29 protein-coding genes are annotated in these 23440 nt (G+C 64.3%); 14 read left to right on the top strand and 15 right to left on the bottom strand.

Annotated elements, in window-relative coordinates; genetic code table 11:
• Positions 1 to 34: 34 nt before the first annotated feature.
• Positions 35 to 877, bottom strand: a complete 843-nt coding sequence (locus ACVW17_RS36440) for an AAA family ATPase (RefSeq protein ID WP_456749614.1) — start codon at positions 875 to 877, stop codon at positions 35 to 37.
• Positions 878 to 1234: 357 nt separating this feature from the next.
• Here ACVW17_RS36440 and ACVW17_RS36435 point away from each other — a divergent pair, with 357 nt between their 5' ends.
• The 3 genes from ACVW17_RS36435 to sseA all read left to right on the top strand — a co-directional run bounded on the left by ACVW17_RS36435 (position 1235) and on the right by sseA (position 3950).
• Complete coding sequence (locus tag ACVW17_RS36435) at positions 1235 to 2410, top strand: vWA domain-containing protein (protein WP_016847779.1); 1176 nt, start codon at positions 1235 to 1237, stop codon at positions 2408 to 2410.
• 141 nt (positions 2411 to 2551) lie between these two features.
• Positions 2552 to 2965 (top strand): rhodanese-like domain-containing protein, encoded by a 414-nt coding sequence (locus ACVW17_RS36430; RefSeq protein ID WP_456798745.1) that lies wholly within the window; start codon positions 2552 to 2554, stop codon positions 2963 to 2965.
• A 127-nt stretch (positions 2966 to 3092) separates the two neighbouring features.
• Entirely contained in the window at positions 3093 to 3950 is an 858-nt protein-coding gene (gene sseA, locus ACVW17_RS36425; RefSeq protein ID WP_456798744.1) for a 3-mercaptopyruvate sulfurtransferase, read from the top strand.
• 111 nt (positions 3951 to 4061) lie between these two features.
• Here the strand turns inward: sseA and ACVW17_RS36420 are convergent, their stop codons facing one another.
• Positions 4062 to 4913 carry a hypothetical protein gene (locus tag ACVW17_RS36420; protein WP_456798743.1) on the bottom strand — a complete coding sequence of 284 codons (852 nt, stop codon included), beginning with the start codon at positions 4911 to 4913 and terminating at the stop codon, positions 4062 to 4064.
• Positions 4914 to 5242: 329 nt separating this feature from the next.
• Between ACVW17_RS36420 and ACVW17_RS36415 the strand changes: the two genes are divergently transcribed.
• Both ACVW17_RS36415 and ACVW17_RS36410 read left to right on the top strand, forming a co-directional pair.
• Positions 5243 to 6397 carry a L,D-transpeptidase family protein gene (locus ACVW17_RS36415; RefSeq protein WP_456749610.1) on the top strand — a complete coding sequence of 385 codons (1155 nt, stop codon included), beginning with the start codon at positions 5243 to 5245 and terminating at the stop codon, positions 6395 to 6397.
• 97 nt (positions 6398 to 6494) lie between these two features.
• Positions 6495 to 7238, top strand: a complete 744-nt coding sequence (locus tag ACVW17_RS36410) for a DUF4336 domain-containing protein (protein ID WP_456798742.1) — start codon at positions 6495 to 6497, stop codon at positions 7236 to 7238.
• Positions 7239 to 7300: 62 nt separating this feature from the next.
• Here the strand turns inward: ACVW17_RS36410 and ACVW17_RS36405 are convergent, their stop codons facing one another.
• Together ACVW17_RS36405 and ACVW17_RS36400 are read right to left on the bottom strand one after the other, a co-directional pair.
• The gene (locus ACVW17_RS36405) at positions 7301 to 8263 is read right to left on the bottom strand and encodes a D-2-hydroxyacid dehydrogenase family protein (protein ID WP_456798741.1); all 963 of its coding nucleotides are present in this window, start codon (positions 8261 to 8263) and stop codon (positions 7301 to 7303) included.
• A 117-nt stretch (positions 8264 to 8380) separates the two neighbouring features.
• Positions 8381 to 8632, bottom strand: a complete 252-nt coding sequence (locus tag ACVW17_RS36400; protein ID WP_456749607.1) for a hypothetical protein — start codon at positions 8630 to 8632, stop codon at positions 8381 to 8383.
• Positions 8633 to 8906: 274 nt separating this feature from the next.
• Between ACVW17_RS36400 and ettA the strand changes: the two genes are divergently transcribed.
• Together ettA and ACVW17_RS36390 are read left to right on the top strand one after the other, a co-directional pair.
• Positions 8907 to 10556: an energy-dependent translational throttle protein EttA gene (gene ettA / locus ACVW17_RS36395; protein WP_456749606.1), complete on the top strand. Its 1650-nt coding sequence runs from the start codon at positions 8907 to 8909 to the stop codon at positions 10554 to 10556.
• A 168-nt stretch (positions 10557 to 10724) separates the two neighbouring features.
• Positions 10725 to 11309 (top strand): TIGR00645 family protein, encoded by a 585-nt coding sequence (locus tag ACVW17_RS36390; protein ID WP_456749605.1) that lies wholly within the window; start codon positions 10725 to 10727, stop codon positions 11307 to 11309.
• 127 nt (positions 11310 to 11436) lie between these two features.
• Here ACVW17_RS36390 and ACVW17_RS36385 read toward each other — a convergent pair whose 3' ends face one another.
• The gene (locus ACVW17_RS36385) at positions 11437 to 12693 is read right to left on the bottom strand and encodes a toll/interleukin-1 receptor domain-containing protein (protein ID WP_456798740.1); all 1257 of its coding nucleotides are present in this window, start codon (positions 12691 to 12693) and stop codon (positions 11437 to 11439) included.
• On the opposite strand from ACVW17_RS36385, the gene ACVW17_RS36380 reads away from it, so the two are divergent.
• The gene (locus ACVW17_RS36380; RefSeq protein ID WP_456798739.1) at positions 12692 to 13921 is read left to right on the top strand and encodes a lytic murein transglycosylase; all 1230 of its coding nucleotides are present in this window, start codon (positions 12692 to 12694) and stop codon (positions 13919 to 13921) included. The genes ACVW17_RS36385 and ACVW17_RS36380 overlap by 2 nt on opposite strands.
• Before the next feature lie 84 nt (positions 13922 to 14005).
• Here ACVW17_RS36380 and ACVW17_RS36375 read toward each other — a convergent pair whose 3' ends face one another.
• Together ACVW17_RS36375 and ACVW17_RS36370 are read right to left on the bottom strand one after the other, a co-directional pair.
• A complete protein-coding gene (locus ACVW17_RS36375; RefSeq protein WP_029084043.1) occupies positions 14006 to 14290 on the bottom strand; it encodes a hypothetical protein in 285 nt (94 codons plus the stop codon).
• 235 nt (positions 14291 to 14525) lie between these two features.
• Positions 14526 to 14831 (bottom strand): hypothetical protein, encoded by a 306-nt coding sequence (locus tag ACVW17_RS36370; protein ID WP_456749602.1) that lies wholly within the window; start codon positions 14829 to 14831, stop codon positions 14526 to 14528.
• A 364-nt stretch (positions 14832 to 15195) separates the two neighbouring features.
• On the opposite strand from ACVW17_RS36370, the gene ACVW17_RS36365 reads away from it, so the two are divergent.
• Both ACVW17_RS36365 and bfr read left to right on the top strand, forming a co-directional pair.
• The gene (locus tag ACVW17_RS36365) at positions 15196 to 15471 is read left to right on the top strand and encodes a (2Fe-2S)-binding protein (protein ID WP_456756265.1); all 276 of its coding nucleotides are present in this window, start codon (positions 15196 to 15198) and stop codon (positions 15469 to 15471) included.
• Positions 15472 to 15601: 130 nt separating this feature from the next.
• On the top strand, positions 15602 to 16090 hold the full coding sequence (bfr, locus tag ACVW17_RS36360; protein ID WP_456798738.1) for a bacterioferritin: 489 nt from the start codon (positions 15602 to 15604) through the stop codon (positions 16088 to 16090).
• Between the two features lie 92 nt (positions 16091 to 16182).
• Here the strand turns inward: bfr and ACVW17_RS36355 are convergent, their stop codons facing one another.
• The 5 genes from ACVW17_RS36355 to ACVW17_RS36335 all read right to left on the bottom strand — a co-directional run bounded on the left by ACVW17_RS36355 (position 16183) and on the right by ACVW17_RS36335 (position 19230).
• Entirely contained in the window at positions 16183 to 16596 is a 414-nt protein-coding gene (locus ACVW17_RS36355) for a hypothetical protein (protein WP_456799019.1), read from the bottom strand.
• A gap of 184 nt (positions 16597 to 16780) precedes the next feature.
• A complete protein-coding gene (locus ACVW17_RS36350; RefSeq protein ID WP_456798737.1) occupies positions 16781 to 17134 on the bottom strand; it encodes a hypothetical protein in 354 nt (117 codons plus the stop codon).
• A gap of 156 nt (positions 17135 to 17290) precedes the next feature.
• Entirely contained in the window at positions 17291 to 17638 is a 348-nt protein-coding gene (locus ACVW17_RS36345; RefSeq protein ID WP_456798736.1) for an MmcQ/YjbR family DNA-binding protein, read from the bottom strand.
• 17 nt (positions 17639 to 17655) lie between these two features.
• Positions 17656 to 18717, bottom strand: coding sequence for an alpha/beta fold hydrolase (locus ACVW17_RS36340; protein ID WP_456799018.1), 1062 nt, complete (start codon positions 18715 to 18717; stop codon positions 17656 to 17658).
• A gap of 186 nt (positions 18718 to 18903) precedes the next feature.
• Positions 18904 to 19230 (bottom strand): nuclear transport factor 2 family protein, encoded by a 327-nt coding sequence (locus ACVW17_RS36335; RefSeq protein WP_456798735.1) that lies wholly within the window; start codon positions 19228 to 19230, stop codon positions 18904 to 18906.
• Between the two features lie 140 nt (positions 19231 to 19370).
• On the opposite strand from ACVW17_RS36335, the gene ACVW17_RS36330 reads away from it, so the two are divergent.
• Positions 19371 to 20060, top strand: coding sequence for an ArsR/SmtB family transcription factor (locus ACVW17_RS36330; protein WP_456798734.1), 690 nt, complete (start codon positions 19371 to 19373; stop codon positions 20058 to 20060).
• A 15-nt stretch (positions 20061 to 20075) separates the two neighbouring features.
• Here the strand turns inward: ACVW17_RS36330 and ACVW17_RS36325 are convergent, their stop codons facing one another.
• Positions 20076 to 20321 (bottom strand): DUF2188 domain-containing protein, encoded by a 246-nt coding sequence (locus ACVW17_RS36325; protein WP_016840968.1) that lies wholly within the window; start codon positions 20319 to 20321, stop codon positions 20076 to 20078.
• Between the two features lie 175 nt (positions 20322 to 20496).
• Between ACVW17_RS36325 and ACVW17_RS36320 the strand changes: the two genes are divergently transcribed.
• Together ACVW17_RS36320 and ACVW17_RS36315 are read left to right on the top strand one after the other, a co-directional pair.
• Positions 20497 to 20763 (top strand): DUF2277 domain-containing protein, encoded by a 267-nt coding sequence (locus tag ACVW17_RS36320; RefSeq protein ID WP_456749596.1) that lies wholly within the window; start codon positions 20497 to 20499, stop codon positions 20761 to 20763.
• 87 nt (positions 20764 to 20850) lie between these two features.
• Positions 20851 to 21078 (top strand): hypothetical protein, encoded by a 228-nt coding sequence (locus ACVW17_RS36315; protein ID WP_456798733.1) that lies wholly within the window; start codon positions 20851 to 20853, stop codon positions 21076 to 21078.
• A gap of 53 nt (positions 21079 to 21131) precedes the next feature.
• Here ACVW17_RS36315 and ACVW17_RS36310 read toward each other — a convergent pair whose 3' ends face one another.
• Positions 21132 to 21659 carry a collagen-like protein gene (locus ACVW17_RS36310; protein WP_456798732.1) on the bottom strand — a complete coding sequence of 176 codons (528 nt, stop codon included), beginning with the start codon at positions 21657 to 21659 and terminating at the stop codon, positions 21132 to 21134.
• A 130-nt stretch (positions 21660 to 21789) separates the two neighbouring features.
• On the opposite strand from ACVW17_RS36310, the gene ACVW17_RS36305 reads away from it, so the two are divergent.
• Positions 21790 to 22794 (top strand): hypothetical protein, encoded by a 1005-nt coding sequence (locus ACVW17_RS36305; RefSeq protein WP_456798731.1) that lies wholly within the window; start codon positions 21790 to 21792, stop codon positions 22792 to 22794.
• Positions 22795 to 23016: 222 nt separating this feature from the next.
• On the opposite strand, the gene ACVW17_RS36300 is transcribed toward ACVW17_RS36305, so the two are convergent.
• On the bottom strand, positions 23017 to 23277 hold the full coding sequence (locus ACVW17_RS36300) for a helix-turn-helix domain-containing protein (RefSeq protein WP_456749592.1): 261 nt from the start codon (positions 23275 to 23277) through the stop codon (positions 23017 to 23019).
• Positions 23278 to 23440: the final 163 nt, after the last annotated feature.

The following is a 23440-nucleotide window of genomic DNA, read 5'->3' as shown; positions in this document are numbered from 1 at the left end:
GGAGCCATCGCCCCGGCGTCTGCCGATCTCGAAACTAGACTTCGCGGCGGCTGAGGAAGGCCAGCCTCTCGAACAGATGCACGTCCTGCTCGTTCTTCAGCAGCGCGCCGTGCAGCGGCGGGATCAGCTTGCGCGGATCGCGCTCCCTGAGCATCTCGGGCGTGATGTCCTCGTTCAAGAGCAGCTTGAGCCAGTCGAGCAGCTCGGAGGTCGAGGGCTTCTTCTTCAGGCCCGGCACCTCGCGGACCTCGAAGAAGATCCGCAGTGCCTCTTCCACCAGCCGCTTCTTGATGCCGGGGAAGTGCACGTCAACGATCTTGCCCATGGTGTCGGCATCGGGGAACTTGATGTAGTGGAAGAAGCAGCGGCGCAGGAAGGCGTCCGGCAGTTCCTTCTCGTTGTTCGACGTGATCATCACAATCGGGCGCAGCTTCGCCTTGATGGTCTCGCCGGTCTCGTAGACGTGGAACTCCATGCGGTCGAGTTCGAGGAGGAGGTCGTTAGGGAATTCGATGTCGGCCTTGTCGATCTCGTCGATCAGCAGCACCGGGCGTTTCTCGTGGGTGAAGGCCTCCCACAGCTTGCCGCGCTTGATGTAGTTCTTGATGTCGGACACGCGCGCGTCGCCGAGCTGGCTGTCGCGCAGCCGCGACACGGCGTCGTACTCGTAGAGGCCTTGCTGGGCCTTGGTGGTCGACTTGATGTGCCAGGTCAGAAGTGGCGCGTCGATCGCCTTGGCGACTTCCTCGGCCAGCACGGTCTTGCCGGTGCCGGGCTCGCCCTTCACCAGCAGCGGGCGCTCCAGCACGATGGCGGCATTGACGGCGACCTTGAGGTCATCGGTGGCGACGTAGTCCTTGGTACCCGTGAATTTCATCGATCTGTTTGCCTTGCTTCATTCGGCGGCGGCCCGCGCCCCCACACGAAACGACCGCTCTCACGGCGGTCGCATGTCCTGTCCGATGTCTTGTCCGGTACAATTCTAGTTGAAAAAGCCGGGCGGTCTAGCGTGGATTCCGCAGCGCAGCGGTGTCGGATCCGGGCGTTCGCATGGAATGTCAGGCGTCATCTTTCCGCGCAGCGGAATGATTGCCGATGCCGCGCGACCGTACGTCCGCCGCCACGGCGGCTGACGCCGGCAGAGGCAACCGGGTGAAAGTGGATGGCTGATCTCGGGATCAAGCACGGCCGGGGGCCCTTGACGCCACCGGCCCCGCGGGCGATCTAGATGGGTATGTTCCTGCAGTTCTTCACATCGCTGCGCGACGCCCAGGTCCCCGTGACGCTACGGGAATATCTGACCTTGATGGAAGCGCTTGACGCCGATCTCGCCGAACAGACCGTCGAGAACTTCTACTATTTGTCGCGCGCCGCCCTGGTGAAGGACGAGCGCAATCTCGACAAGTTCGACCGCGTGTTCGGCACCGTGTTCAAGGGGCTCGAGAGCCTCCTCGACGCCATGGGCAAGGCGGAGATTCCCGAGGAGTGGCTGAAGAAACTCGCCGAGAAATATCTCACCGAGGAAGAGAAGAAGCAGATCGAGGCCATGGGCTGGGACAAGCTCATGGAGACGTTGAAGAAGCGCCTCGAGGAACAGAAGGGCCGCCACCAGGGCGGCAGCAAGTGGATCGGCACCGCCGGCACCTCGCCGTTCGGCGCCCATGGCTACAACCCCGAGGGCGTGCGGATCGGGCAGGAGAAGAACCGCAACAACCGCGCCGTGAAGGTGTGGGACAAGCGCGAGTTCAAGGACCTCGACGGCAATGTCGAGCTCGGCATCCGCAACATCAAGGTGGCGCTGCGGCGGCTGCGCAAGTTCGCGCGCACCGGTGCGCCCGACGAGCTCGATCTCGACACCACGATCAAGGAGACCGCCAACCACGGCTATCTCGACGTGCACATGCGCCCCGAGCGGCGCAACGCGGTCAAGGTGCTGGTGTTCTTCGATATCGGCGGCTCGATGGATTCGCATATCGAGCAGGTCGAGGAGCTGTTCTCGGCCGCCAAGAGCGAATTCAAGCACATGGAATATTTCTACTTCCACAACTGCCTCTATGAGGGCGTGTGGAAGCAGAACAAGCGGCGCTTCACCGATCGCACGCCGACCTGGGACGTGCTGCACAAGTACCCGCACGACTACAAGGTGGTGTTCGTCGGCGACGCCTCGATGTCGCCCTACGAGATCATGGTGCCCGGCGGCTCGGTCGAGCATGTCAACGAAGAGGCCGGCTCGGTCTGGCTCGACCGCATCATCCGCACCTATCCGCACGCGGTGTGGCTCAATCCGGTGGCGCAAAAGCACTGGGACTATTCGGAATCGACCACCATCATCCGCCGCCTGTTCTCCGAGCGCATGTATCCGATCACGATCGAGGGCCTGGAGAACGCGATGCGGGAGCTGGTTCGCTAGACGGCGCCCGTCATTCCGGGGCGATGCGAAGCACCGAACCTCAGATGCGCAATTGCGCATCGGGGAATCTCGAGATTCCGGATCGGCCGCTTCGCGTCTGTCCGGAATGACGGTGGCGAAAGACAAAGAAGGGAGAGCTCCATGCCCCAGACCATCCACCGCGGCATCAAGGTGATGATCGACGAGGCCAATGCCGAGATCGAGACCATCAGCGCGACTGACGCGATCACGATGATCGGCAAGAACGACGTCGTGATCGTCGACATCCGCGATCCCCGCGAGATCGAGCGCGACGGCAAGATTCCCGGCGCGTTCTCCTGCACCCGCGGCATGCTGGAGTTCTGGATCGATCCGAACAGCCCCTACGCCAAGCCGATCTTCCAGGAAGACAAGAAGTTCATCTTCCACTGCGCCGGCGGCCTGCGCTCGGCGCTCGCCGCCAAGACCGCAAAGGACATGGGCCTCAAGCCGGTCGCGCATATGGGCGGCGGCTTCGCCGCCTGGCGCGAGGCCGGCGGCCCGATCGAGGCCTGGGAGCCGAAGAAGAAGGGCTGAGGGCGCTGCGCTGTCTTCGATCGTCATTCCGAGGCGCGCGCAGCGCGAACCCGGAATCCAGAGACTGCTTTGCGAGATTCCGGGTTCGATGCTGCGCATCGCCCCGGAATGACGAAGGAAATATGGAATGACCACAACCGATGATCCGCTCGTTTCGACCGAATGGCTGGCCGCGCATCTCGGCGATGCCAATGTCAAGGTGCTCGACGCCACCTTCAAGCTGCCCGGCGTGCTGCCGCTGCCGAAGGATGATTATCTCGCCGCGCATCTGCCCGGCGCGGTGTTCTTCGATGTCGACGCGGTGTCGGATCATGCCAATCCGCTGCCGCACATGTTTCCGAGCGCCGAGCAGTTCGGCCGCGACATCGGCGGGCTCGGCATCGGCAATGCCGACACCATCGTGATCTACGATGCCGGCGGCTGGGTCGCAGCACCTCGCGCCTGGTGGATGTTCCTGTCCTACGGCCATCGCAACGTGCGGATCCTCAACGGCGGCTTGAAGAAGTGGCGCGCCGAGGGCAGGGCGGTCGAAAGCGGTGAAGTGAAGCCGAAGCCCGCGACGTTCAAGGCGAGCTACGATCCGAAGCGCGTGCGCAGCATCGAGCAGATGATCGCCAACGTCGAAAGCCGTGCCGAGCAGGTGGTCGATGCGCGCGCCGCCGATCGCTTCGAGGGCCGCGCGCCGGAGCCGCGGCCGGGCATCCGTGCTGGCCACATCCCGGGCGCCCGCAACGTGCCCTACGGCCAATTGTTCGATGCCGCGACCGGCGAGATGAAGCCGCTCGACGAGTTGCGCAAGTCGTTCAGTGCCGCCGGCGTCAAGCTCGATGCGCCCATCGTGACAAGCTGCGGCTCCGGCGTCTCGGCCGGCGTGCTGACGCTCGCGCTGTACCGGCTCGGCGTCACCGACAGCGCGCTCTATGACGGCTCATGGTCGGAATGGGGCCAGGCCCGCGGCCCGCCGATCGCGACCGGGCCGGCTTGATAGATATCCTCTACAGCGCGATGAGATGAAGTTGAATCGTCATCGCGCTTCGGCTCCTTGTTTGGGCATGATCTTTTCGGAAAACCGCTTCGCACTTTTCCGGATCATGCCTTAGCGCCGGGTGAGCGGCACCAGGGTGGTCTGGCCGAACGGATCGATCTGCTGCTGCATGACCTGCCGAACCGGACGCGCGCGGACAATCCGCCGTCGCTCCTTGCGGTGTGCCGGCTTGCCGGCCGCACGGCGCTCCGGCTTCTTCGCCTCGGCGGCCTTCGGCGCCGTCGGGGTTTCGATCACGACTTCAGGTCCGCCCAGTGTCGCGATCCTTGTCGCGGCCGCGATCGCTTCCGGTGACGGCGGCGGGGCGGGCTCCGCCGCAACCATCGCGGGTGCCGGTGCGGCAGGCGCGGGCTCGCCGGTCGTTGTGGGATCAGCGACGGCAGCGACCTTGGGCTCGGCGGACGCTTGTGTCGCTTCGGCGGCAGCGGGCGTCGGCTCCGATGCCGGCGCGCCATCTGGGGGCGGGGTTTGCGCCGTCGTGTCGGCGGATTGAGCTGGCGCGGAGGTCTCCGCAGCTTGGGTTTGGGCCTGGGCCTCCGGCTTCGGCGGGGCGGATGGCACCGGATCGTCCGCCTTCACGGCGGCGACCTGCTCCGCTTGGGCTGGAGGCGCGGCCTCGGCGGGAGTTGCCGGCTCGGCCGCGGCGGGCTCGGGCGCGATCGAAGGTGCCGAAGTATTGGTCACCGCCTTATCCGCAGCGGGCGGATCGACCCGCACCATCGCGAGCACCGGCGGTGCCTCGGATGGCTGCGCGAATTGCGGCTCCGCCGGCGCGCGGCGGGCCGGAATGCTGGCGAATTCCTCATGCGCCGCGCGGAACAGCGCGGCCGCCCCGAGCCCAAACACCAGAAGCGAGATCGCCAGCACGGTCGCAGCGAACAGGAAACGAAGGCCGGGGAGCATGGGCGCGGGTTCCCCCTTCTACGGGAGGGTGCAGATATCAAGGGAACGCGGTGACCACACGAGAAAGCCGGCATCGCGAGCGCGAATCAGGCCGATTCGAGGATATCGCAACGCCCGGCGACTGTTTGTTACAAAATGCGGACGATTGATGACTTTGGCCACGTAGACAGAGTTTGCCAGGCCATGAGACATCTTTGCAGCAGCGTTGGCCCACATCACAAATGCCCGAAATCGCCCGGGTTTCGCGGATTTGTCTTGAATGCGCCGCTATCTTCCTGCATTGGGCCGTTAACGGTCCGGTGTGGCTTGGGGACTATAACAGAGCAATGATGATCAACCGCATTCTGACGATTTGCGCTGCCGCGGCTCTCGGTGCGGCAGGAACCTCGCTCGCGCATGCGCAGCAGAGTTATCCGGCTCCCCAGGGACAGGTCTATTCGGCCGCGCCGCAGCCCTATCCGCAGGGCAGCATGCCGGATTTCGATGCGATCGACGATGACGACGCGCCGCGCAATTCCGCCGCGCTGCCGCCGCCCGGTCCGGTGATGTCGCCGGACGACCCGCGTTACGGCCGGCCGATGAATGCGCCGCCGGTCTACTCCGAACGTGCGCCGACCGGCCCGGTGATGTCGCCGGACGATCCGCGCTATGGCCGGCCGATGGGACCGCCACCGGTGATCTATGGCGATCGCGCGCCGGGTGGTCCGCAGCAGGCCTATCGTGACAATGGCGTCCCCGCTGCCGGCGTGTCCTATGGCGACGACCGCGGCGGCATGCGTCCGCCGGAGGGCGTGACCGGAGCCGTGCCGCAGCAGCAGGCGCCGGTCGACGCCAATGGCAAGCCGGTGCAGATCGCAGCACTGCCGCCGGACGAGCAGCCGGAAGATGGTCCGGCGCAGCTGGCGCCGAACCTGCGTCGCCAGGAAGTGGCATTCGCGACCAAGGAGCCGGCCGGCACCATCGTCGTCGATACGCCGAACACCTATCTCTATTACGTTCTCGGCAATGGCCGGGCGATCCGTTACGGCGTCCGCGTCGGCCGCGATGGCTTCACCTGGACTGGCGTGCAGAAGATCACCCGCAAGGCCGAGTGGCCGGATTGGCATCCGCCGACGGAAATGATCGAGCGCCAGCCCTATCTGCCGCGCTTCATGGCGGGCGGTCCCGGCAACCCGCTCGGTGCCCGCGCGATGTATCTCGGCTCGACCGTGTATCGCATCCACGGCACCAACCAGCCGTCGACCATCGGCAAGTTCGTCTCGTCCGGCTGCATCGGCATGCTGAACGAGGACGTCTCGGACCTGTTCGAACGCGCCAAGGTCGGCACCCGCGTGGTCGTGCTGCCGGGCGGCCCGCCGCCGGGAACGACGACGGCTTCCGCGGCGCCGCCGCCGAATCCGATGGCGCCGGCTCAGGCCGCGCCGCTGCCCGGCGCGCAGCCGACCTCGGTGCAGCCGCTGCCCGCGCCGGTCACGGTGCGCTAGGCCAACCGGCGACTCTTCGGAAAAGGCGCGCGAACAGCGCGCCTTTTTTGTTGCAACAAGCCGGTCTGTTTCGACGTTGCCGCCATGAGGCAATGCGATGCATGAATCCCGCCTGACCTATCCGCCGCTGAACACGCCGAAGCCGGTCGCTGACGACGTATGGATCGTCGACGGCCCGGTGATCCGGTTCGGTCCGCCCGGGCTCAGGATGCCGTTTCCGACGCGTGCAACGATCCTGCGGCTGCCAGGCGCACGGCTCTTCATTCACTCGCCGACCCCGTTGGCGGACGAGCTCGAGACCGAGATCGCGCGCCTCGGCGTGCCGAGCTGGATCATCGGGCCGAACCGCCTGCATTATTGGTGGATCCCGGACTGGCATGCGGCCTATCCCGACGCGCGCGTCTTCCTCGCGCCGGGAATTGCGCAGCAGGCCGGCGGCCGGCTTGCTTTTGATGGCGAGTCGCTCGAAGCACGGTCGGGATACCCGTGGGATGAATGGATCGCGACGCTTCCGGTGGCCGGGAGCTACATGACGGAAACCGTGTTCTTCCATCTGAAGTCACGGACATTGCTGCTAACCGATTTGATCGAGAATTTCGAGGCCGACCGCATTCGTTCGCCATTGATGCGGTTCTTGACCTGGATCGGCGGCGTGCGCGATCCGGACGGCAGCACGCCGCGGGACATGCGGTTGACGTTTGCGCGCGACCGCGTCGCGCTGAAGGCCGCCGTCGCCTGCATGATCGAATGGAATCCGGAGCGGATCATCCTCGCCCACGGGCGCTGGTATGATCGGAACGCGCGCGCGGAGCTCGAACGCGCGTTCCGCTGGCTCGGCTAGAGCATGATCCGGGAAAACTGTGAAGCGGTTTTCCGAAGCGATCATGCTCCACCAAAAATGCGTCAGACCAGCCGCCGCGGCGGCTCGCCGCCTTTGGTGAAGGCATCGATGCACGCGACCATCTGCTGATAGTGCGCTTGCAGGCTCTCGCGCGTCGCGTAGCCGAGATGCGGCGTGATCACGACATTGTCGAGCTTGCGCAGCGGATGATCCGACGGCAGCGGCTCGACCGCAAACACGTCGATGCCGGCGCCGGCGATCTTCTTCTCGCGCAGCGCCGTGAGCAGGGCGTCCTCGTCGACGATCGGCCCGCGCGCGGTGTTGACCAGATAGGCCGACGGCTTCATGCGGGCGAGATCGGGGGCGCCGACCAGTCCGCGCGAACGCGGGCTCAGCACGACATGGATGGTGATGATGTCCGATGTCGCGAACAGCTCATCCTTGCCGGCGTAGCCGACGCCGGCCTCCTTGCACTTTTCCGGCGTGAGGTTGGGGCTCCAGGCGATCACGTTCATGCCGAACACCTTGGCCATGCCGGCGACCTTGCTGCCGAGCTTGCCGAGGCCGATGATGCCGAGCGTCTTGCCCTCGATCTCGGTGCCGGCAAAGCTCTGCCAGGCTTCGCCGGCGTGCATGCGCGCATTCTCGCGGCCGATGCCGCGGGTCAATTCCAGGATCAGGCCGATGGTCAGCGGCGCGGTCGGATCGCGCCCATATTGGGTGCCGCACAGCACCACCTGGTTAGCCTTGGCGGCCTCCATGTCGATCGCGGCGTTGCGCATGCCCGAGGTGATCAGGAGCTTCAGCTGAGGCAGTGCATCGAACAGGCTCTTCGGGAACGCCGTACGCTCGCGCATCGCGCAGATGATCTCGAAATCCTTCAACTTCGCCGCCGCCTCAGCCTCGCTCGCGAACGGCTTGTCGAACACGGTGACCTCGACGCGGTCCTTGATCGCCGGCCAGTCAGCCAGCGAAAGCGCGATGTCGAAATAGTCGTCGAGGATTGCACAGCGGAGCCGCGTCATCGGAAAGGTCCATTCAGGGTGAGGGCGACGGCGGGAAATCGACCGTCGGGATACCCGTCATGGTCGCGCGCAATCGGCAGGCGCGCAAGCGGCCGCGCTTTCACATCGGGGCGATTGTCACGCCGGCCGGGACGGCTGCTGTGCCTTGGCGGTGCGGATATCGGCGAGCATCGACCGGACCGCCGGCGACAGCGCCATCTGCTTGGCGCGGCAGGCCGGACCCGGGCCGCGCATATAGTGCAGTTCCGGACGGTAGGGATTGAAAGCCTTGGCGACGAAGGCCCGCCAGAAAGTGCGGAATTCGGCGAACAGCGTCGCCTCGCCTTTGATCGCCGGACGCGAAAGGGGGGCTGAAATGATGGTAGCCATGGTGCGGCCTCAACTGTTTTGGTCGCGGTTCTGCCGCGAAAATCGCCGTTTTTCGGCGTTGAGAACGAGTTTTGGCCTGATTTATTAAAAGATGGTTTCAATTGTCGTGATTCGGCGCACACATCGCGGCGAACCCGTAGTCACCCGTGATGAATGGATCGAACGTGGTGAACGGATGGAAAACGCCCGCCCTGCGGTTGCGCTTTCAGGGGCCGGCCGTTACATCGGCGGCAGCAAAATTTCCTCCAATTCGGATCAATTCCAGGGACAGCGGATGGCTCGCCAGTTCATCTATTTCATGCAGGGTCTGACCAAGGCGTACCCGACCCGCAAGGTGCTCGATAACATCCATCTGAGCTTCTACCCGGACGCTAAGATCGGCGTGCTCGGCGTCAACGGCTCGGGCAAGTCGACCCTGCTCAAGATCATGGCGGGCCTCGACAAGGAGTATAGCGGCGAGGCCTGGGTCGCCGAGGGTGCCCGCGTCGGCTACCTCGAGCAGGAGCCGCAGCTCGATCCGAGCCTCTCGGTCCGCGAAAACGTCATGCAGGGCGTCGCCAAGCAGAAGGCGATCCTCGACCGCTACAACGAGCTCGCGGTCAACTATTCGGACGAGACCGCCGATGAGATGACCAAGTTGCAGGACGAGATCGAGGCGCAGGGCCTGTGGGATCTCGACAGCAAGGTCGACCAGGCGATGGACGCGCTGCGCTGCCCGCCGGACGATGCAGATGTCACCAAGCTGTCGGGCGGTGAGCGCCGCCGCGTCGCGCTGTGCCGCCTGCTGCTCGACCAGCCGGAATTGCTGCTGCTGGACGAACCGACCAACCATCTCGACGCCGAGTCGGTGTCGTGGCTGGAAGGCCATCTGCGCAACTATCCCGGCGCGATCCTGATCGTGACCCACGACCGCTACTTCCTCGACAACGTCACCGGCTGGATCCTCGAGCTCGATCGCGGCCGCGGCATTCCCTACGAGGGCAACTACTCGTCCTGGCTGGTGCAGAAGCAGAAGCGGCTCGAGCAGGAGGGCCGCGAGGAGGCTGCGCACCAGAAGACGCTGGCCCGCGAGCAGGAATGGGTGGCGTCCTCGCCGAAGGCGCGCCAGGCCAAGTCGAAGGCGCGCTACCAGCGCTATGAGGAACTGCTCAAGCAGGCGAGCGAGAAGCAGACCCAGACCGCGCAGATCATCATCCCGGTCGCCGAGCGGCTCGGCGCCAACGTGGTCGACTTCGAGGGCCTCAGCAAGGGCTTTGGCGATCGGCTTTTGATCGACGACCTCAGCTTCAAGCTGCCGCCCGGCGGCATCGTCGGCGTGATCGGTGCCAACGGCGCCGGCAAGACCACGCTGTTCAAGATGATCACCAAGCAGGAGACGCCCGACAAGGGCACCATCACGGTCGGCGAGACCGTGCATCTCGGCTACGTCGACCAGTCGCGCGACGCGCTCGACGGCAAGAAGACGGTGTGGGAGGAGATATCCGGCGGCAACGAGTTGATCCTGCTCGGCAAGAAGGAAGTCAATTCGCGCGGCTATTGCTCGTCGTTCAACTTCAAGGGCGCCGACCAGCAGAAGAAGGTCGGTGCGTTGTCGGGCGGTGAGCGCAACCGCGTGCATCTCGCCAAGATGCTGAAGTCCGGCGCCAACGTGCTGCTGCTCGACGAACCGACCAACGACCTCGACGTCGACACGCTGCGCGCGCTGGAAGAGGCGCTGGAGGATTTCGCCGGCTGCGCCGTCATCATCAGCCACGATCGCTGGTTCCTCGACCGCATCGCGACCCACATCCTGGCCTTCGAAGGCGACAGCCATGTCGAATGGTTCGAGGGCAACTTCCAGGATTACGAAAAGGACAAGATGCGCCGGCTCGGCCAGGACAGCATCATCCCGCACCGCGTGAAGTACAAGAAGCTGACGCGGTGATTTGATTGCGCGCCCGGACGCGGCCCATCGCGCCGCGTTCGAACGCCGCTTCATTTGCAGGATCGTGACGGGATCGCGGCGCAATCTGCGGCCAGTTGTCGCTTTTCAAGCGCGTGGGAATGCGTAGATAGAGCGCTTCCGCAAATCGAATCCTGCGAGCACTCCAATATGTCCGCTATTTCCGAGGCGCGCGCCCCCGCGAAGGGCCGGTCGCTGCGTCCCGTTCCCATGCTGATCTTCGGATCGCGCTGGCTGCAATTGCCGCTCTATGTCGGCCTGATCATCGCCCAGGGCGTCTATGTCGTGCTGTTCCTGAAGGAGCTGTGGCACCTGTTCGCCCATGCCTTCGATTTCAGCGAGCAGCAGATCATGCTGGCGGTGCTCGGCCTGATCGACGTCGTGATGATCTCGAACCTCTTGGTGATGGTGATCGTCGGCGGCTACGAGACCTTCGTGTCGCGGCTCAATCTGCAGGGACATCCGGACGAGCCGGAATGGCTCAGCCACGTCAACGCCAGCGTGCTGAAGATCAAGCTGGCGATGGCGATCATCGGCATCTCCTCGATCCATCTGCTGCGCACCTTCATCGAGGCCGGCGCGCTGTCGTCCGGCAAGGGCAACTACACCGAGACCGGCGTGATGTGGCAGACCATCATCCACTGCGTCTTCATCCTGTCCGCCATCGGCATCGCCATCGTCGACAAGTTGTCGAACGATTCGATCGAGGGCGCCAAGCAGCAGGCAGGACACTAGCGCGGGATGAGTTTTGACCGAATCGGCTCGGCGGTCTCGGTTCACCTCTCCCAGGAGAGAGGTGAACTTTCGATGCGGTTGCAGCTCAACCCGATTTCATCGCGCTCGAGGGATTGCTCGCGCTGCGTCACCGCGCAGTGCGTGTGCCGAGCGAAGCGGCCGCGGTGATCTTGCCGAGCCATTCCGGAATCTGCGCGGCGCCACGCGGGAATCCGCGTGCCATGGCAAGGACGAACACAGGTTGCCAGACGCCGAACAGCACCAGCCAGCCGAGCAAATCCGGAAGCTTGACGACCGTGCCGTAGACGATCCCTGCAGCGACGGCTGCGATCCAGGTCATGACAATACTGTTGAGCCGCCGGAAGCCGGGATTTGTCAGGATGATGCCAAGAATTGTGATCGCACCGCCAACCGCTCCGCCGACGCCACCGATGACGTAGCCCATGAAAGGATTATTGCTGAGCGTATCTCTGACCTCGGCGGCGGACGTGGTCGTTGTATTGCTGTCGGCAGCGGCGCTCGTGTCGGCAGCGGCAGTGGTGTCGGCAGCACCGGTGGTGTCGGCAGCGGCGGCGGTGGTGGTGGCAACTCTCGAATATTGGCCGAGTGTCTGAAGCGTGACACTGCTGGCATCGAAGGCCGAGATCCACGCCGCGGCGGTCATCGCAATCACGAGTGCCAGCTGGAACCGGTCCTTGATGCCGAAGATGAAATTGCAGGTCGCGACCACGACGCCGAATATGACGCCGGGCAGGATCGTTATTCCGCCGTAGGGCCCGGAATCGACGAACGAAAATCGCAGCAATCCGGTGGCATATTTCACGGCGAGGGTGCAGGCGATGGCGGAAGCCAGCGCCAATGCAATGAACGGCAGACTGGATCGGCCACGCGACAGCGCGCTTTCGGCTGCCAGCATCCGATCCACCGCGGCCCGCGTTTCGGCCGCCGCGCTGCCCTGCGGCTCGAGGATCGTGACCGCCTTGAGATAGGTCGGGACCTGGTCGAGCGGGGTCGGCGCCATCATCACCGGCAGCACGCGATTGCTCGGGTTCGGCCACTTGGTTTTGGCAAAGGCGAGCTCGCTCAAGGTGTAGCGTCCCCTGGTCACCGATGCCGGGCTGATCAGGAACACCATAAAATCGCTGCTTTCGATGGCTTTTTCGACGCGCGCATCGAAGCTGTCGCCCGGCGGAAGATCGTCGTGCGAAAAGAAAACGTCATGGTCGCAATTGCGCAGGGACTGGGCGATGCTGTCCGCCTGCGATTCCAATTCGGAGGGAAATGACAAAAATATGCGCATGGCAAAACTTACCACCCAGAATTGAATTCTGACATTGCTGATTCCACGTTGCAATGCCTGTTTCCGCAAGGTGACATCGATCATGAAATGGCCCGCCACCATTGTCGCATTGGCGCTGCTGTGTGCACCGCTGCAGCGGCCGGCCCACGCCGCCGACGCTGCGTTCACCCAGCTCATCGCCTCGCTGTGGCCGGAGGCCAAGGCGGCAGGCGTGTCGCGCGAGACGTTTGACCGCGAGACGAGCGGGCTTGAGCCCGACTACAAGCTGCCCGACCTGATCCTGCCCGGACGTCCCAAGACCGGCGCGCCGGCGCAGGCCGAGTTCGTGCAGGTGCCGGCCGATTACATCAAGGAAGCCTCGATCGCGCGGCTCGCCGCCGAGGGGCAGCGGCTGCTGCAGAAGTATCGTTCCTCGCTAGACGCGATCGAGAAGCGGTTCGGCGTTCCCCCCACCATCGTGCTGGCGATCTGGGGCCGCGAGACCGATTACGGCCGCTATTCGCTGCCCTACGACACGCTGCGCGTGGTGGCGACGCAGGCCTATGTCGGCCGCCGCAAGGATCAGTACCGCACCGAATTCATCCTCGCGCTGAAGATCCTCGGCGAGGGCGTGGTGACGCGCAAGGAGCTGCGTTCGTCCTGGGCGGGGGCGACCGGCTACACCCAGTTCCTGCCGTCGGAATATTACAAGCACGGCGTCGACCTCGACGGTGACGGCAAGGTCGACATCTGGCATTCGGTGCCGGACGCGCTTGCCTCGGCCGCGCAGCAGCTCGTCAACAAGGGCTGGCAGCCCGGCGTGCGCTGGGCCTACGAGGTCACGGCACCCGCCAATGCCGATTGCACGATCGGCGTGCCCGAAGTGACAAAACCGATCAGCCAGTGGCTGCGGGCGGGCTTCGTGCCGGTGCGCGGGCAAAAGCTCAATGCGACCGAGCAGGCGCAATCGGCCTCGCTGCTGCAGCCGGAGGGCATTTACGGTCCGGCCTTCCTGACCACGCCGAACTACTTCGTGATCAAGGAATACAATTTCTCCGATCTCTACGTGCTGTTCGTCGGCCATCTCGCCGACCGCATGACGAGCCCGCAGCCGTTCGCGACGCCATGGGCGGCGTCGAAGCAGCTGCGCTCCGCCGATGTCGAGGCGATGCAGCAGCAGCTGACGAAGATCGGGCTCTACAAGGACAAGCTCGACGGCAAGGCCGGGATGCAGACCCGCGCGGCGCTCGGCGCCTATCAGAAGCAGGCCGGGCTGAAGGTCGATTGCTGGCCGAGCGAGGCGGTGCTGCGTGCGATGCACGGGCAGCGCTAACCCCGAGGCCTGCACAGTGACGCAAACAAAAACCCGGCCGCAAGGCCGGGTTTTCGAGTGTGATGCTGAAACCGTGTCGGTCGATTAGTCGCAAACCTGGATGCGACGGAAGCGCCAGCCGTAGCCGTCCCAGAAGCGCTCACGCACCCAGCGGCACGGAGCTTCTTCGACGTAGGTCGGGGCCGGTGCAACATAGACCGGAGCCGGGCGAGCGCCGGCGATCGCGCCGCCGAGCAGGGCGCCGCCGATCAGGCCGCCGGCAACGCCGGCCGCGACGGCGCCGCCGTCACCAGCCTTGGCAGCCGGAGCAACCGCCAGCGAACCGGCAATCGTGGTAACGGCGACAAGGGCAGCTAAAGTCTTCTTCATGTCTTTGGCTCTCCTGGAAGGTGGTGGCGTCGTGGTTCGACGCCGGGTTTAGGTGACTCGCACGCTGATCTCGAACTGCTGTCTTGCTAAACAGCGCAGAACAGTCAACCGAAAGTAAACGTCCGTAGGCTCATCGCGCAGAAAAGCGGTTTTTTCTGGCCATCTACAGCCGACGTCCCGGAGAACAGTCGGTTTTCCGGGACGTTTGGTTCGATTTAATCGAGATGAACGCCGATCAATCGCAGACGCGGACGCGGCGCACGCGCCAGGTGTAGCCGTCCCAGAAGCGCTGGCGCTGCCAGAAACAGTCGGGACCATAACCGGGCTCGGCGACATAGGCCGGACCGGGCGCGTAGTAGCCATATCCCGGACCGTAATATCCATTCTGCGAAGCGATTGCGCCACCGACGAGGGCGCCACCGATCAATCCCGCAGCGACGCCAGCGGCGACACCGCGTTGTGCCTGGGCGGGGGCGGGCACCGCCACAGCGGAAACCGCCAGCGTGGCGGCGGCGCAAAGCGCCAGCAATGTCTTCTTCATGACCTCACCTTTCTCACGGGAGCAGGGACAGCGTGCGTTGGCGATCTGTCTCGCCTGAAGGGTTCCATATTCCGCTTGAATGATCAATGAACGACGCTGCCGTATTCGCGTCCAAATGCTTGCAGCTTTTGCAGTATCTTGCAACGCACAGCTGCTTGTGGCGGTCGGGCTGGGGATCGGCCCGGCAGGACCCGCCTGGCGGGTCCGATACTCCCGGAAGTCCGGCCGGTCGATTTAGATTCATTCCAATATGAATCCCGCATCAGTTTGGAATTGCTACAAGAACCGCTTTTTCCTTTTGCATCCCGCGGGGGCCGACAATATCCATATTGGCGAGCATCACCCGTTGGACCCGCCTCCTCTGATGATTGTCTGTTCCTGTAACGTCCTCAGCGACCAAGATGTCCGCAATGCCGTCAATGGCGGCGGGGCCGTGACCCGAAATGCCAAGCAGGTGTATGGCTGCCTCGGCTGCAGTGCCGAATGCGGCCGTTGCGCACGCACCATCAAGGCGATCATCGACGAGGCGCTCGGTCCCTGCGCCAAGGCCTGCTGCTCCGGCTGTCCCCACAGCGGCCATCCGCACGCCGCCAACGAAGACGCCGAGCCCGCCACCGAGTTCGCGCTCGCGGCCTGCTGACGACGCCAAATCCCCCGAATCCGGTTATCCACGCGCTGCTTCCGCGAAGGGTTGCCCTTGCCGGTAATCTGATTTAGAAGCGTTCTAAATTCAGACCGGCCAACGGTGGCCGCGACAGGTGGAGTGGATCATGCAAGGCGACCCGAAGGTCATCGATTATCTGAACAAGGGGCTGCGCAGCGAACTGACCGCCATCAATCAGTACTGGCTGCATTACCGGATGCTCAACAATTGGGGCCTCCTGGAGATGGCCAAGGTCTGGCGCAAGGAATCCATCGAGGAGATGGAGCACGCCGACAAATTCGTCGATCGCATCCTGTTCCTCGACGGCTTCCCGAACCTGCAGGTGCTCGATCCCCTCAAGATCGGCCAGGACGTCAAGGAGATCATTGAGGCTGACCTCGCCGCTGAGATCGGCGCCCGCACGCTCTACCAGGAGGCGGCGACCTACTGCCACGGCGTCAAGGACTATGTCAGCCGCGACCTGTTCGAGCAGCTGATGAAGGACGAGGAACACCACATCGACTTCCTCGAGACCCAGCTCGACCTGATCAAGCGCATCGGTCTCGAACTCTACACCCAGAAGCACGTTGGGCATCTGCAAGGCGAGGACCACTGAGCGGCTTGACGCTCGGAGCGTGCCGCCAAAATACGAGAGGCCGTCCTTGCGGGCGGCCTCTTTTGTTTTTCCCGATCCGATGGCGTGGGCGGTCAGTAGCACCGCGTGATGTTGATGGTGCGGTCGCCGCCGCGTCCGGGCACCGTGACGCTCTCGGTGGGACAGCTCGACACATACGGGCGATCCGACGGCACCACGGCGGGCGGATAGCGATGCGCCCAGTCCCAGGGCACGTCCTGGGTGTAGGTGTAACGGACGTCGTTCGAGGCCGGCGCCGGTACCTCGGCGGCGAGGGGCGCGGCGGCCAATGCATCATCGTAATATCCGCCCGTTCCCGGCAACACGATGCCGGGCACCCGCAGATGATGACGGAAGGCGGGATGATGCGCGGAGAATGTGCCGCGCGGCGCCGTGCCGGATCTCGCATAGGTCTCGGTGGAGCAAGCAAGCAGCAGCGCTGCAACGCCGAGGGACGCTGTCAGCGCCCCATATGTTCGATAGGCCATTGTTGGAAGGGGCATGGCACGCACCAACTCACGGTTACGAAGCATTGTGCGGACGCTAGGCCGGGCCGCGTTGCGCCCGCAAACTCATCCTTAATTATTGGTTAAGAAGTAAGGTTAACAGAGAGTAATTGTCTCAAATTGGCGCGATCACGGCGTGCGGCTTCGCGCGGGCGACGCGCGCCGTTCAGACGGCGTCGGCGGGGACGAAGCAGCTGATGATGACGTTGCCGCGATGGTGCACGTACCACACCACGGCCTCGCCGACCGGATTGCCGCGATCGCGGATCACAGCGCGTTCCGGCACCATCATCCATTCGCCTTCGATCGGCACCCAATAGGCGCCACCCCGTACATCGTAGCTGGTGCGATGGCCGTCGGAAATGTCGCAGCACGGCACGCCGTTCGGCGCCATCACGCTCTTGAACCAGGCGCGGATCTCGGGCGGCACGTTGTCGTATTGGCCGTTGTCGAACGCCAGGGCCGCGCCCGCCAACATGACGAGCGACGCAAGCCCTGCGACATGCGCGAGCCTTCGCATTGCCTTCCTCCGGCGAAAACTTATGCGTGATCCGCGCAACCTGCCGCGCGCGAATCCGATGTTTGCGCGATTAGGCACGAACCGCGCGCGGGATGCATGCTCAAAGAATCGGCGGAACGGCGTTGTGCGTCGTGATGCAGTGCGGGATCGCGGCGATCAGGATGGTTTCTTCGCGCGGATCTTCTTCGCAGGCTTCGCCGCGATATTGTCCCACGCCATTGTGAGCGCGCTGCGCAGCGTGACCTGATCGGCTTTGGCGAGACGGACATTGGTGCTGCTGCTCTTGCCCCACCCGCCCGGCACCGGCCGGAAGATCTCCGGCTCGGCCTCGACCACGACAGCCTGCTGCTCCGGCGTCAGCTTGACCATGCCCCAATCCTTGTCGGGGTAGCCGAGCGTCGCGAAGATACGCTTGCCGACGCGGAAGTCGGCGGTGCCGTGATGCGCGCCTTCGACGACCTCGGGCAGGCTCAGCGCGACCTTGCGAAAGCGAGTTGCGGACATCGCCCTGATCCCGCTCACTACATCATGCGTTGCGGCGCGGTCTGCAGCAATTCCTGCAATTGCCTGGCATAGAACCTGGCGTCGCCGGTCGTCAGATGACCGCGCGTCTCGGTGCTCGCCGGAATCAGATATATATTGCCGTTCTTGATCCGCTTCACGGCGGCTTCGGTGACGCCGGTCTCCGGCGGATTGCGTTCGTCGTCGGCCGCATTGATCGCAAGCAGCGTGGCCTCGATCTTCTCCAGTCCGGCGGACGGATCGTAATCGTGCGAGGCTTCCCATTGATAGACGTAGTCGTTGGCGTCTGCGGTGACCGGCAGTGCCAGCTGGTCGTCGACCATCTTGTCGGCTTGCTGTGCCGACGGCGCCAGCGTCTGGTAGCCGAGCGTGCCGCCGGCGCTGGCGAAGCGATAGGCCGCGATCGCATATTTCATCATCCGTGGCGGGCTGGTGTAGTTGCCGTTGTTGTAGTCGGGATCGTTGCGGATCGTGTCGAGCATGGTCCGGCGCAGGATCCAGTTGCGCGCCGCCATCGCCGTCGGTTGCGAGGCCATCGGCACCAGCACGTCCATCATCTGCGGATATCGCACGCCCCAGATCCAGCTATGCATGCCGCCCATCGAATTGCCGATCACGAGCCGCAGATGCTTGATGCCGAGCCCTTCGGTGACGAGCCGGTACTGCGCGTCGACCATGTCGTTGTAGTCGTATTTCGGAAAGCTGGTCCGCATCGCATCCGACGGCTTCGACGATTTTCCGTGCCCGATGCCGTCGGGGATGATGATGTAGTATTTCGCGGCGTCGAGCGGCTGGCCCGGGCCGAACAACTGGCCGGCAAAGCTCGGCGTCAGCATGCTGGCGGCCGAGCCGCCGGAGCCGTGCAGCACCAGCACCGGCTGCCCGGTCGGCGCGCCGACCGTGGTGTAGTGCAGCCGCAGTTCCGGCATCACCTCGCCGCTGTGAAACTTGAAGTCCTTCGCGATCCACTCGCCATCCTGCGGCGCGGGATAATCTGCAGCCATGGCCGGAACCGACATCGAGACAACAGCGGCAACCAGCGCCGCGCACCAACGGAACATCATGCTTCTTGCCACCCGCGGCGCGTTTGTCCAGCCGCTTCGACGCAGGCCTAGCATGAGGGAAAGCGTTGTCCGACAGGACGTCGGCGCGGCTGGCGAAGATGTGTCCGGCTAGCCTGCCTTCAGGATGTTGAGCGCATACCAACCCCAATAGACCCGGTGGCGCTGGATCAGGCCGCCCTCGATCTACATGACCTCGACCAGATCCATCTGGTCGCTGTCCGGAGACTGGCGCGGATATTCCCAGGTGAGAATCCGGCCATCGCTGAAGAAGCCCTGCTTGAAGCGTCGCCGCTGCGGTGGGTTGGTGCGGAACACGCGCGTGATGAACTCGCGCAGCGCCTCGCGGCCCTGGACGATGCCGTTGCTGGTCTGCATCAGATGCTGGACCAGCGGGCTCTCGATCGAGGCATCGGGCGCATAGAGCGCCAGCGCCGCCTCGAGGTCCTTGTTGCCGAGCGCTTCATCCCAAAGCCTGTAGATGCGTTCCGCGTCTTTGTTGCCTGCTGTCATGATTGTTCCCTTGTGTGTCGTCGACTGCCGCCGATTTGACCGGAGAAGGCGGCCGCAACGTTTCAGGAAAATCTGAAATGAGTTTCGCGATGCTGCGAATGCGCGTAGGAGGGTTTCGGCGTGATATGGAGGACGATGCGGTGGGATCATCCCAATCCGTGCAGACCGGATTTTCGCGGATCGCCGAGGCATTGGGCGATCCGGTGCGCGAGGCCATGGTCAGCGCGCTGGCGGACGGCAAGGCGCTGCCCGCCGGCGAGCTTGCCGCGGTCGCCGGCATTTCGCCGCAAGGCGCCAGCGCGCATCTGCAAAAGCTGGTCGACGCGCGGGTGCTGTCGGTGTGGGCCCAGGGCAGGTTCAGATATTACCGGATCAGGGATGACGACGTCGCGGCGCTGATCGAGAACCTGGTCGACCTCGCGGCCAAGACCACGCCTGGACGCAAGCGTGCGATGCCGGCCGAGCAGCTCAGGCAATCGCGCACTTGCTATCATCACCTCGCGGGCCAGCTCGGCGTGCTGTTGTCGAATGCGCTGATCCGCCGCCGCCTCGTCATCGTCGACGGCCGCGATGGCCGGGTCACCGAACAGGGGCTGGCCTGGTGCCGGGCCGAAGCGATCGATTTCGATCCGGCGCGGCAGCCGCATCTGCGGCTCTGCAACGACTGGACCGAGCGCGTGCCGCATCTCGCCGGTCCGTTTGCCAATGCCGTGCTGGCGCGGCTGGTCGAGATCCGCGGCGTTGCGCCGCATCGGATTCCGCGGGCGCTGCGGATCACCGATCGCGGGCGGGCGTTCTTCGATCGGCTCGGCGTGCAGGTTCCGTTCTGAGCGCGCGTGGATGAGCTAGCGCCCGTCCTCGACTTCGGTCTCCGGGCGGTCGTTGCCGGAGGCGGTTTCGGTGAGCCATTTGCCATCCGACGTCTCGTACTGGATCGCCTCTGTGCGCCCGGGAACGCGCTGCTCATTGGCGGCGCGCCGGGCGGCAGCGAGCGCCGCGGCATGGGTTGGAAACGGTTCCGAGAACACCCCGTTGACGGTATAGGCCCAGCCGCCATCGTGCTGGACCACCTTGTAGATCACGTGGCTCATCCGGAACCTCGCTTCCGTCGTGAACGATGAGGCTGCCAGAATAGACCACGATGTCGTATTTTGCAGCAGCCGATCGTCCTTGAGCATGATCCGGAAAAGTGGAGGCCGGTTTTCCGAGAAGATCATGCTCAGATATCGAGACAGACGCCCGCTGCTGCGGGCGAGGGAGACCGACATGTGCCGCAATATCAAGACGCTGTTCAACTTCGAGCCGCCCGCCACCGAGGACGAGATCCACGCCTCGGCGCTGCAATTCGTGCGCAAACTGAGTGGCTTCAACAAGCCGTCGCAGTCCAATGAGGCGGCCTTCAACCTTGCCGTGACCGAGGTCTCGGACGCCGCGCGCAAGCTGCTGATCTCGTTGCAGACCACCGCGCCGGCGCGCGACCGCGAGATCGAGGCGGAGAAGGCGAGGGAGCGTTCGCGCCTGCGGTTCGGCTGAGGCCTGCGGCTTTCCGTGACTCAGGTCACGGTAGGCGCCGCACCGCCGGGGCATCATGGCCGTTCATCCCGAACCCGGAACAACACCATGAAGCCTGCCGCCCTGCTCACATTCTGTTCGATGGCGTTCGCCGTGCTGTGGACCTGCGGCATGCTGTGGTCGAGCGGCATGATCGACTTCGCCAACGTCATCATCCTGTCGGCGTGCGGAGCGTTCGCTGGCGTTGCCTGGTTCTACGCGATGCGCTGGGTCTTTCAACTCATGCAGCTCGCCAAGCCGTCCGATCCTCCGGCCAATTCGGGGACCGAGCGGTGAGCATCGCGCGCGACACGAATCTCGCTCGCCGTGTCGCGCAATGACAAGAAGGATTACTTCCTGTCCTTCTTGCGATGTTTCTTCTTTTTCTTGTGGTCGTCGTCTTCGTCGTCATCATCCGCGAAATCGACCGCGTCGACGTCAAGCGCGATCGCTTCCGCCGTCGCGCGCTCGGCGGCATCGCGCTCGGCGAGCTCGGCGGCTTCACGCTCCTTGGTGCGCTTGTAGTCTTCCCAGGCATCGAAGATCATGTGCAGCCACGGCATCACCTGCTCGATCGACGGCAATTGTCCGGGCGGGCCGGCTTCACCGCGCGGGCCGGCCGGACCCTGCGGTCCCTGCGGACCGGCTTCGCCGCGCGGACCCTGTGCGCCTGGCTTGCCCTGCGCGCCCGGTTTGCCCTGAGGGCCTGGCTTGCCTTGCGCGCCCGGCTTGCCCTGCGGCCCCGGCTTGCCGCGCGGACCTTCCGGTCCGGGGCGCCCGGGATGTCCCTGCGGACCGGGCTTTCCCGGCTCGCCCTGACGGCCCTGCGGCCCCTGTGCCCCTCGTGCCCCCTGGCGGGAGGTTGTCTCGTCAGCCACTGCTATGCTCCGTCGCGATGTGAAGCCGCTTGTAACAGAGGTTGGACGACGGCTTCAATTCTGCCTGACGGCAGCGATGCGAGCGATCAACAGTCATAATTCCATGGGCATGATGACAGCGGAGGACGCGTTGCGGATTCTGCACGGCAGCTACGGCGACGAACCGCGACCGCTCGACATCGTCGTGACGCGACACGATGTGCTCGACGAAGTGAGCTTTCGCAGCACGGGCGTGCTCGAGCTTTATGAGCAATTGTTTCCCGCGATCGAGCGCGACAGTCCTGACGACATCGTGCGCTGGCTGTTGTCGGACGATGTCGGCGAGCTCAGGCAATTCAGTGTCGGCGGCCAGCAGATCTCCTATCGCCTCGACTCGCGCTGCTTTATCCTGCGTGGCGGCGGGCGTGCGATCGGGCTCGGCTTCTTCACCTACGATCACGCCAGCGCCCTGATCTATTGCAACCATGTCGGCCTCGACAAAGCGTGGCGCGGCCGCGGCCTGGCGCGTGCGTTCTACCGCGAGATGGTCGCCATGCTCGACCGGCTGTTTCCGCGCAATGTCGGCGTCGTGCTCGAGGTCGAGCCATTCGATCGCAATCGTCTCGTCGCGATCATCGCCGATCTCGAACGAACGGGCAGGCGGCAGCTCGTGGAGGATCAGCAGGCCGAGATCCGCAAATTGCTCCGCGTCCGTTGGTACGACAAGCTCGGCTATGCCGTGTTCTGCGACGCGCGCACGATGCGGCCGCTGGTGTGCCGCTCGCCAAGTCTTAATCCCTCGAGTCTTGATCCATCAAGTCTTGATCCGTGCCTGCCGTCATCTGATCGGGCAGGAGGCGAAGAAAATTACTGGCTGATGTGGCAGCCGCGGACCGGTGCGCCCCAAGCAGAGGCGCGCGCCGATCAGCTCTGGCAAGATGCCGTCGCTGCGATCTATGTCGAGATCCTGGCAAAGTCCCTCGTCGATGACGATCCGTGTGGACGCCGCGACTATTGGGACTATGCCACCGGGCTGGTTGCCCGGACGATGCAACAGACCGCGACGACCGACGTGCGTCTCGCACGCTGCCTCGCTGACGAGGACGGCGCCCTGCTGTCGCGCTGGCGGCGCCTTGCGATCGACCTGCCGATCTAGGACTGGCCGCCAGAGCTCGATGAAATGAAGTTGAAGCGGTTTGGCCGCGGACCGCGGTTCACCTCTCCGACGGGGAGAGGTCGATTTGCGTAGCAAATCGGGTGAGGGGGCGTAGTCCTAACGAGAGACCGTGGTCTCTCACCCGGCGCTGCGCGCCGACCTCTCCCAAAGGAGAGGTGAACCTCTGCTGCCCCTTCACACCAACCTAATCTCATCACGGCTTTACGCCGCGGCGTGCTCGCTCAACGGCACCTCGATGCCGTCGGCCGAGTATTCGCGAATCTTGTTCCGCAAGGTGCGGACCGACAGGCCGAGCACGCGCGCGGCGCGGGTGCGGTTGCCGTCGCAGCGCGCGAGCGTTTGCAGCACAAGTTCCCGCTCGACTTCATCGACGGTCGCGCCGATCAGCAATGGGACGATTTCATTTGGAGCCAGCGACGGCAGCAGTGCTTCCGGCGACGGTACGGTGGACGCGTAAGACATGAACTCCTCCCGATCAACGCCCGCCTCATCGATGAGGCGGAGACATCGAGAAAACCAACTACCCCGTAGATCCACGGTGTGCCGGTTTGGTTAACAAGACCTTAACGCGCCGCTAACTCCCTGCGTTGTAAGCAAAATACCCAGAAATCGCCACGATTGCGGT

This window comes from Bradyrhizobium sp. USDA 4473 (assembly GCF_054063335.1).
This window is presented reverse-complemented; position numbering and strand designations above follow the sequence as displayed.

What these genes read in the sequence shown, in the direction of transcription:
- ACVW17_RS36440 (WP_456749614.1), bottom strand. Translation starts at nt 877, where the DNA reads ATGAAATTCACGGGTACCAAGGACTACGTCGCCACCGATGACCTCAAG.
- ACVW17_RS36435 (WP_016847779.1), top strand. Translation starts at nt 1,235, where the DNA reads ATGTTCCTGCAGTTCTTCACATCGCTGCGCGACGCCCAGGTCCCCGTG.
- ACVW17_RS36430 (WP_456798745.1), top strand. Translation starts at nt 2,552, where the DNA reads ATGCCCCAGACCATCCACCGCGGCATCAAGGTGATGATCGACGAGGCC.
- sseA (WP_456798744.1), top strand. Translation starts at nt 3,093, where the DNA reads ATGACCACAACCGATGATCCGCTCGTTTCGACCGAATGGCTGGCCGCG.
- ACVW17_RS36420 (WP_456798743.1), bottom strand. Translation starts at nt 4,913, where the DNA reads ATGCTCCCCGGCCTTCGTTTCCTGTTCGCTGCGACCGTGCTGGCGATC.
- ACVW17_RS36415 (WP_456749610.1), top strand. Translation starts at nt 5,243, where the DNA reads ATGATCAACCGCATTCTGACGATTTGCGCTGCCGCGGCTCTCGGTGCG.
- ACVW17_RS36410 (WP_456798742.1), top strand. Translation starts at nt 6,495, where the DNA reads ATGCATGAATCCCGCCTGACCTATCCGCCGCTGAACACGCCGAAGCCG.
- ACVW17_RS36405 (WP_456798741.1), bottom strand. Translation starts at nt 8,263, where the DNA reads ATGACGCGGCTCCGCTGTGCAATCCTCGACGACTATTTCGACATCGCG.
- ACVW17_RS36400 (WP_456749607.1), bottom strand. Translation starts at nt 8,632, where the DNA reads ATGGCTACCATCATTTCAGCCCCCCTTTCGCGTCCGGCGATCAAAGGC.
- ettA (WP_456749606.1), top strand. Translation starts at nt 8,907, where the DNA reads ATGGCTCGCCAGTTCATCTATTTCATGCAGGGTCTGACCAAGGCGTAC.
- ACVW17_RS36390 (WP_456749605.1), top strand. Translation starts at nt 10,725, where the DNA reads ATGTCCGCTATTTCCGAGGCGCGCGCCCCCGCGAAGGGCCGGTCGCTG.
- ACVW17_RS36380 (WP_456798739.1), top strand. Translation starts at nt 12,692, where the DNA reads ATGAAATGGCCCGCCACCATTGTCGCATTGGCGCTGCTGTGTGCACCG.
- ACVW17_RS36385 (WP_456798740.1), bottom strand. Translation starts at nt 12,693, where the DNA reads ATGATCGATGTCACCTTGCGGAAACAGGCATTGCAACGTGGAATCAGC.
- ACVW17_RS36375 (WP_029084043.1), bottom strand. Translation starts at nt 14,290, where the DNA reads ATGAAGAAGACTTTAGCTGCCCTTGTCGCCGTTACCACGATTGCCGGT.
- ACVW17_RS36370 (WP_456749602.1), bottom strand. Translation starts at nt 14,831, where the DNA reads ATGAAGAAGACATTGCTGGCGCTTTGCGCCGCCGCCACGCTGGCGGTT.
- ACVW17_RS36365 (WP_456756265.1), top strand. Translation starts at nt 15,196, where the DNA reads ATGATTGTCTGTTCCTGTAACGTCCTCAGCGACCAAGATGTCCGCAAT.
- bfr (WP_456798738.1), top strand. Translation starts at nt 15,602, where the DNA reads ATGCAAGGCGACCCGAAGGTCATCGATTATCTGAACAAGGGGCTGCGC.
- ACVW17_RS36355 (WP_456799019.1), bottom strand. Translation starts at nt 16,596, where the DNA reads ATGGCCTATCGAACATATGGGGCGCTGACAGCGTCCCTCGGCGTTGCA.
- ACVW17_RS36350 (WP_456798737.1), bottom strand. Translation starts at nt 17,134, where the DNA reads ATGCGAAGGCTCGCGCATGTCGCAGGGCTTGCGTCGCTCGTCATGTTG.
- ACVW17_RS36345 (WP_456798736.1), bottom strand. Translation starts at nt 17,638, where the DNA reads ATGTCCGCAACTCGCTTTCGCAAGGTCGCGCTGAGCCTGCCCGAGGTC.
- ACVW17_RS36340 (WP_456799018.1), bottom strand. Translation starts at nt 18,717, where the DNA reads ATGTTCCGTTGGTGCGCGGCGCTGGTTGCCGCTGTTGTCTCGATGTCG.
- ACVW17_RS36335 (WP_456798735.1), bottom strand. Translation starts at nt 19,230, where the DNA reads ATGACAGCAGGCAACAAAGACGCGGAACGCATCTACAGGCTTTGGGAT.
- ACVW17_RS36325 (WP_016840968.1), bottom strand. Translation starts at nt 20,321, where the DNA reads ATGAGCCACGTGATCTACAAGGTGGTCCAGCACGATGGCGGCTGGGCC.
- ACVW17_RS36320 (WP_456749596.1), top strand. Translation starts at nt 20,497, where the DNA reads ATGTGCCGCAATATCAAGACGCTGTTCAACTTCGAGCCGCCCGCCACC.
- ACVW17_RS36315 (WP_456798733.1), top strand. Translation starts at nt 20,851, where the DNA reads ATGAAGCCTGCCGCCCTGCTCACATTCTGTTCGATGGCGTTCGCCGTG.
- ACVW17_RS36300 (WP_456749592.1), bottom strand. Translation starts at nt 23,277, where the DNA reads ATGTCTTACGCGTCCACCGTACCGTCGCCGGAAGCACTGCTGCCGTCG.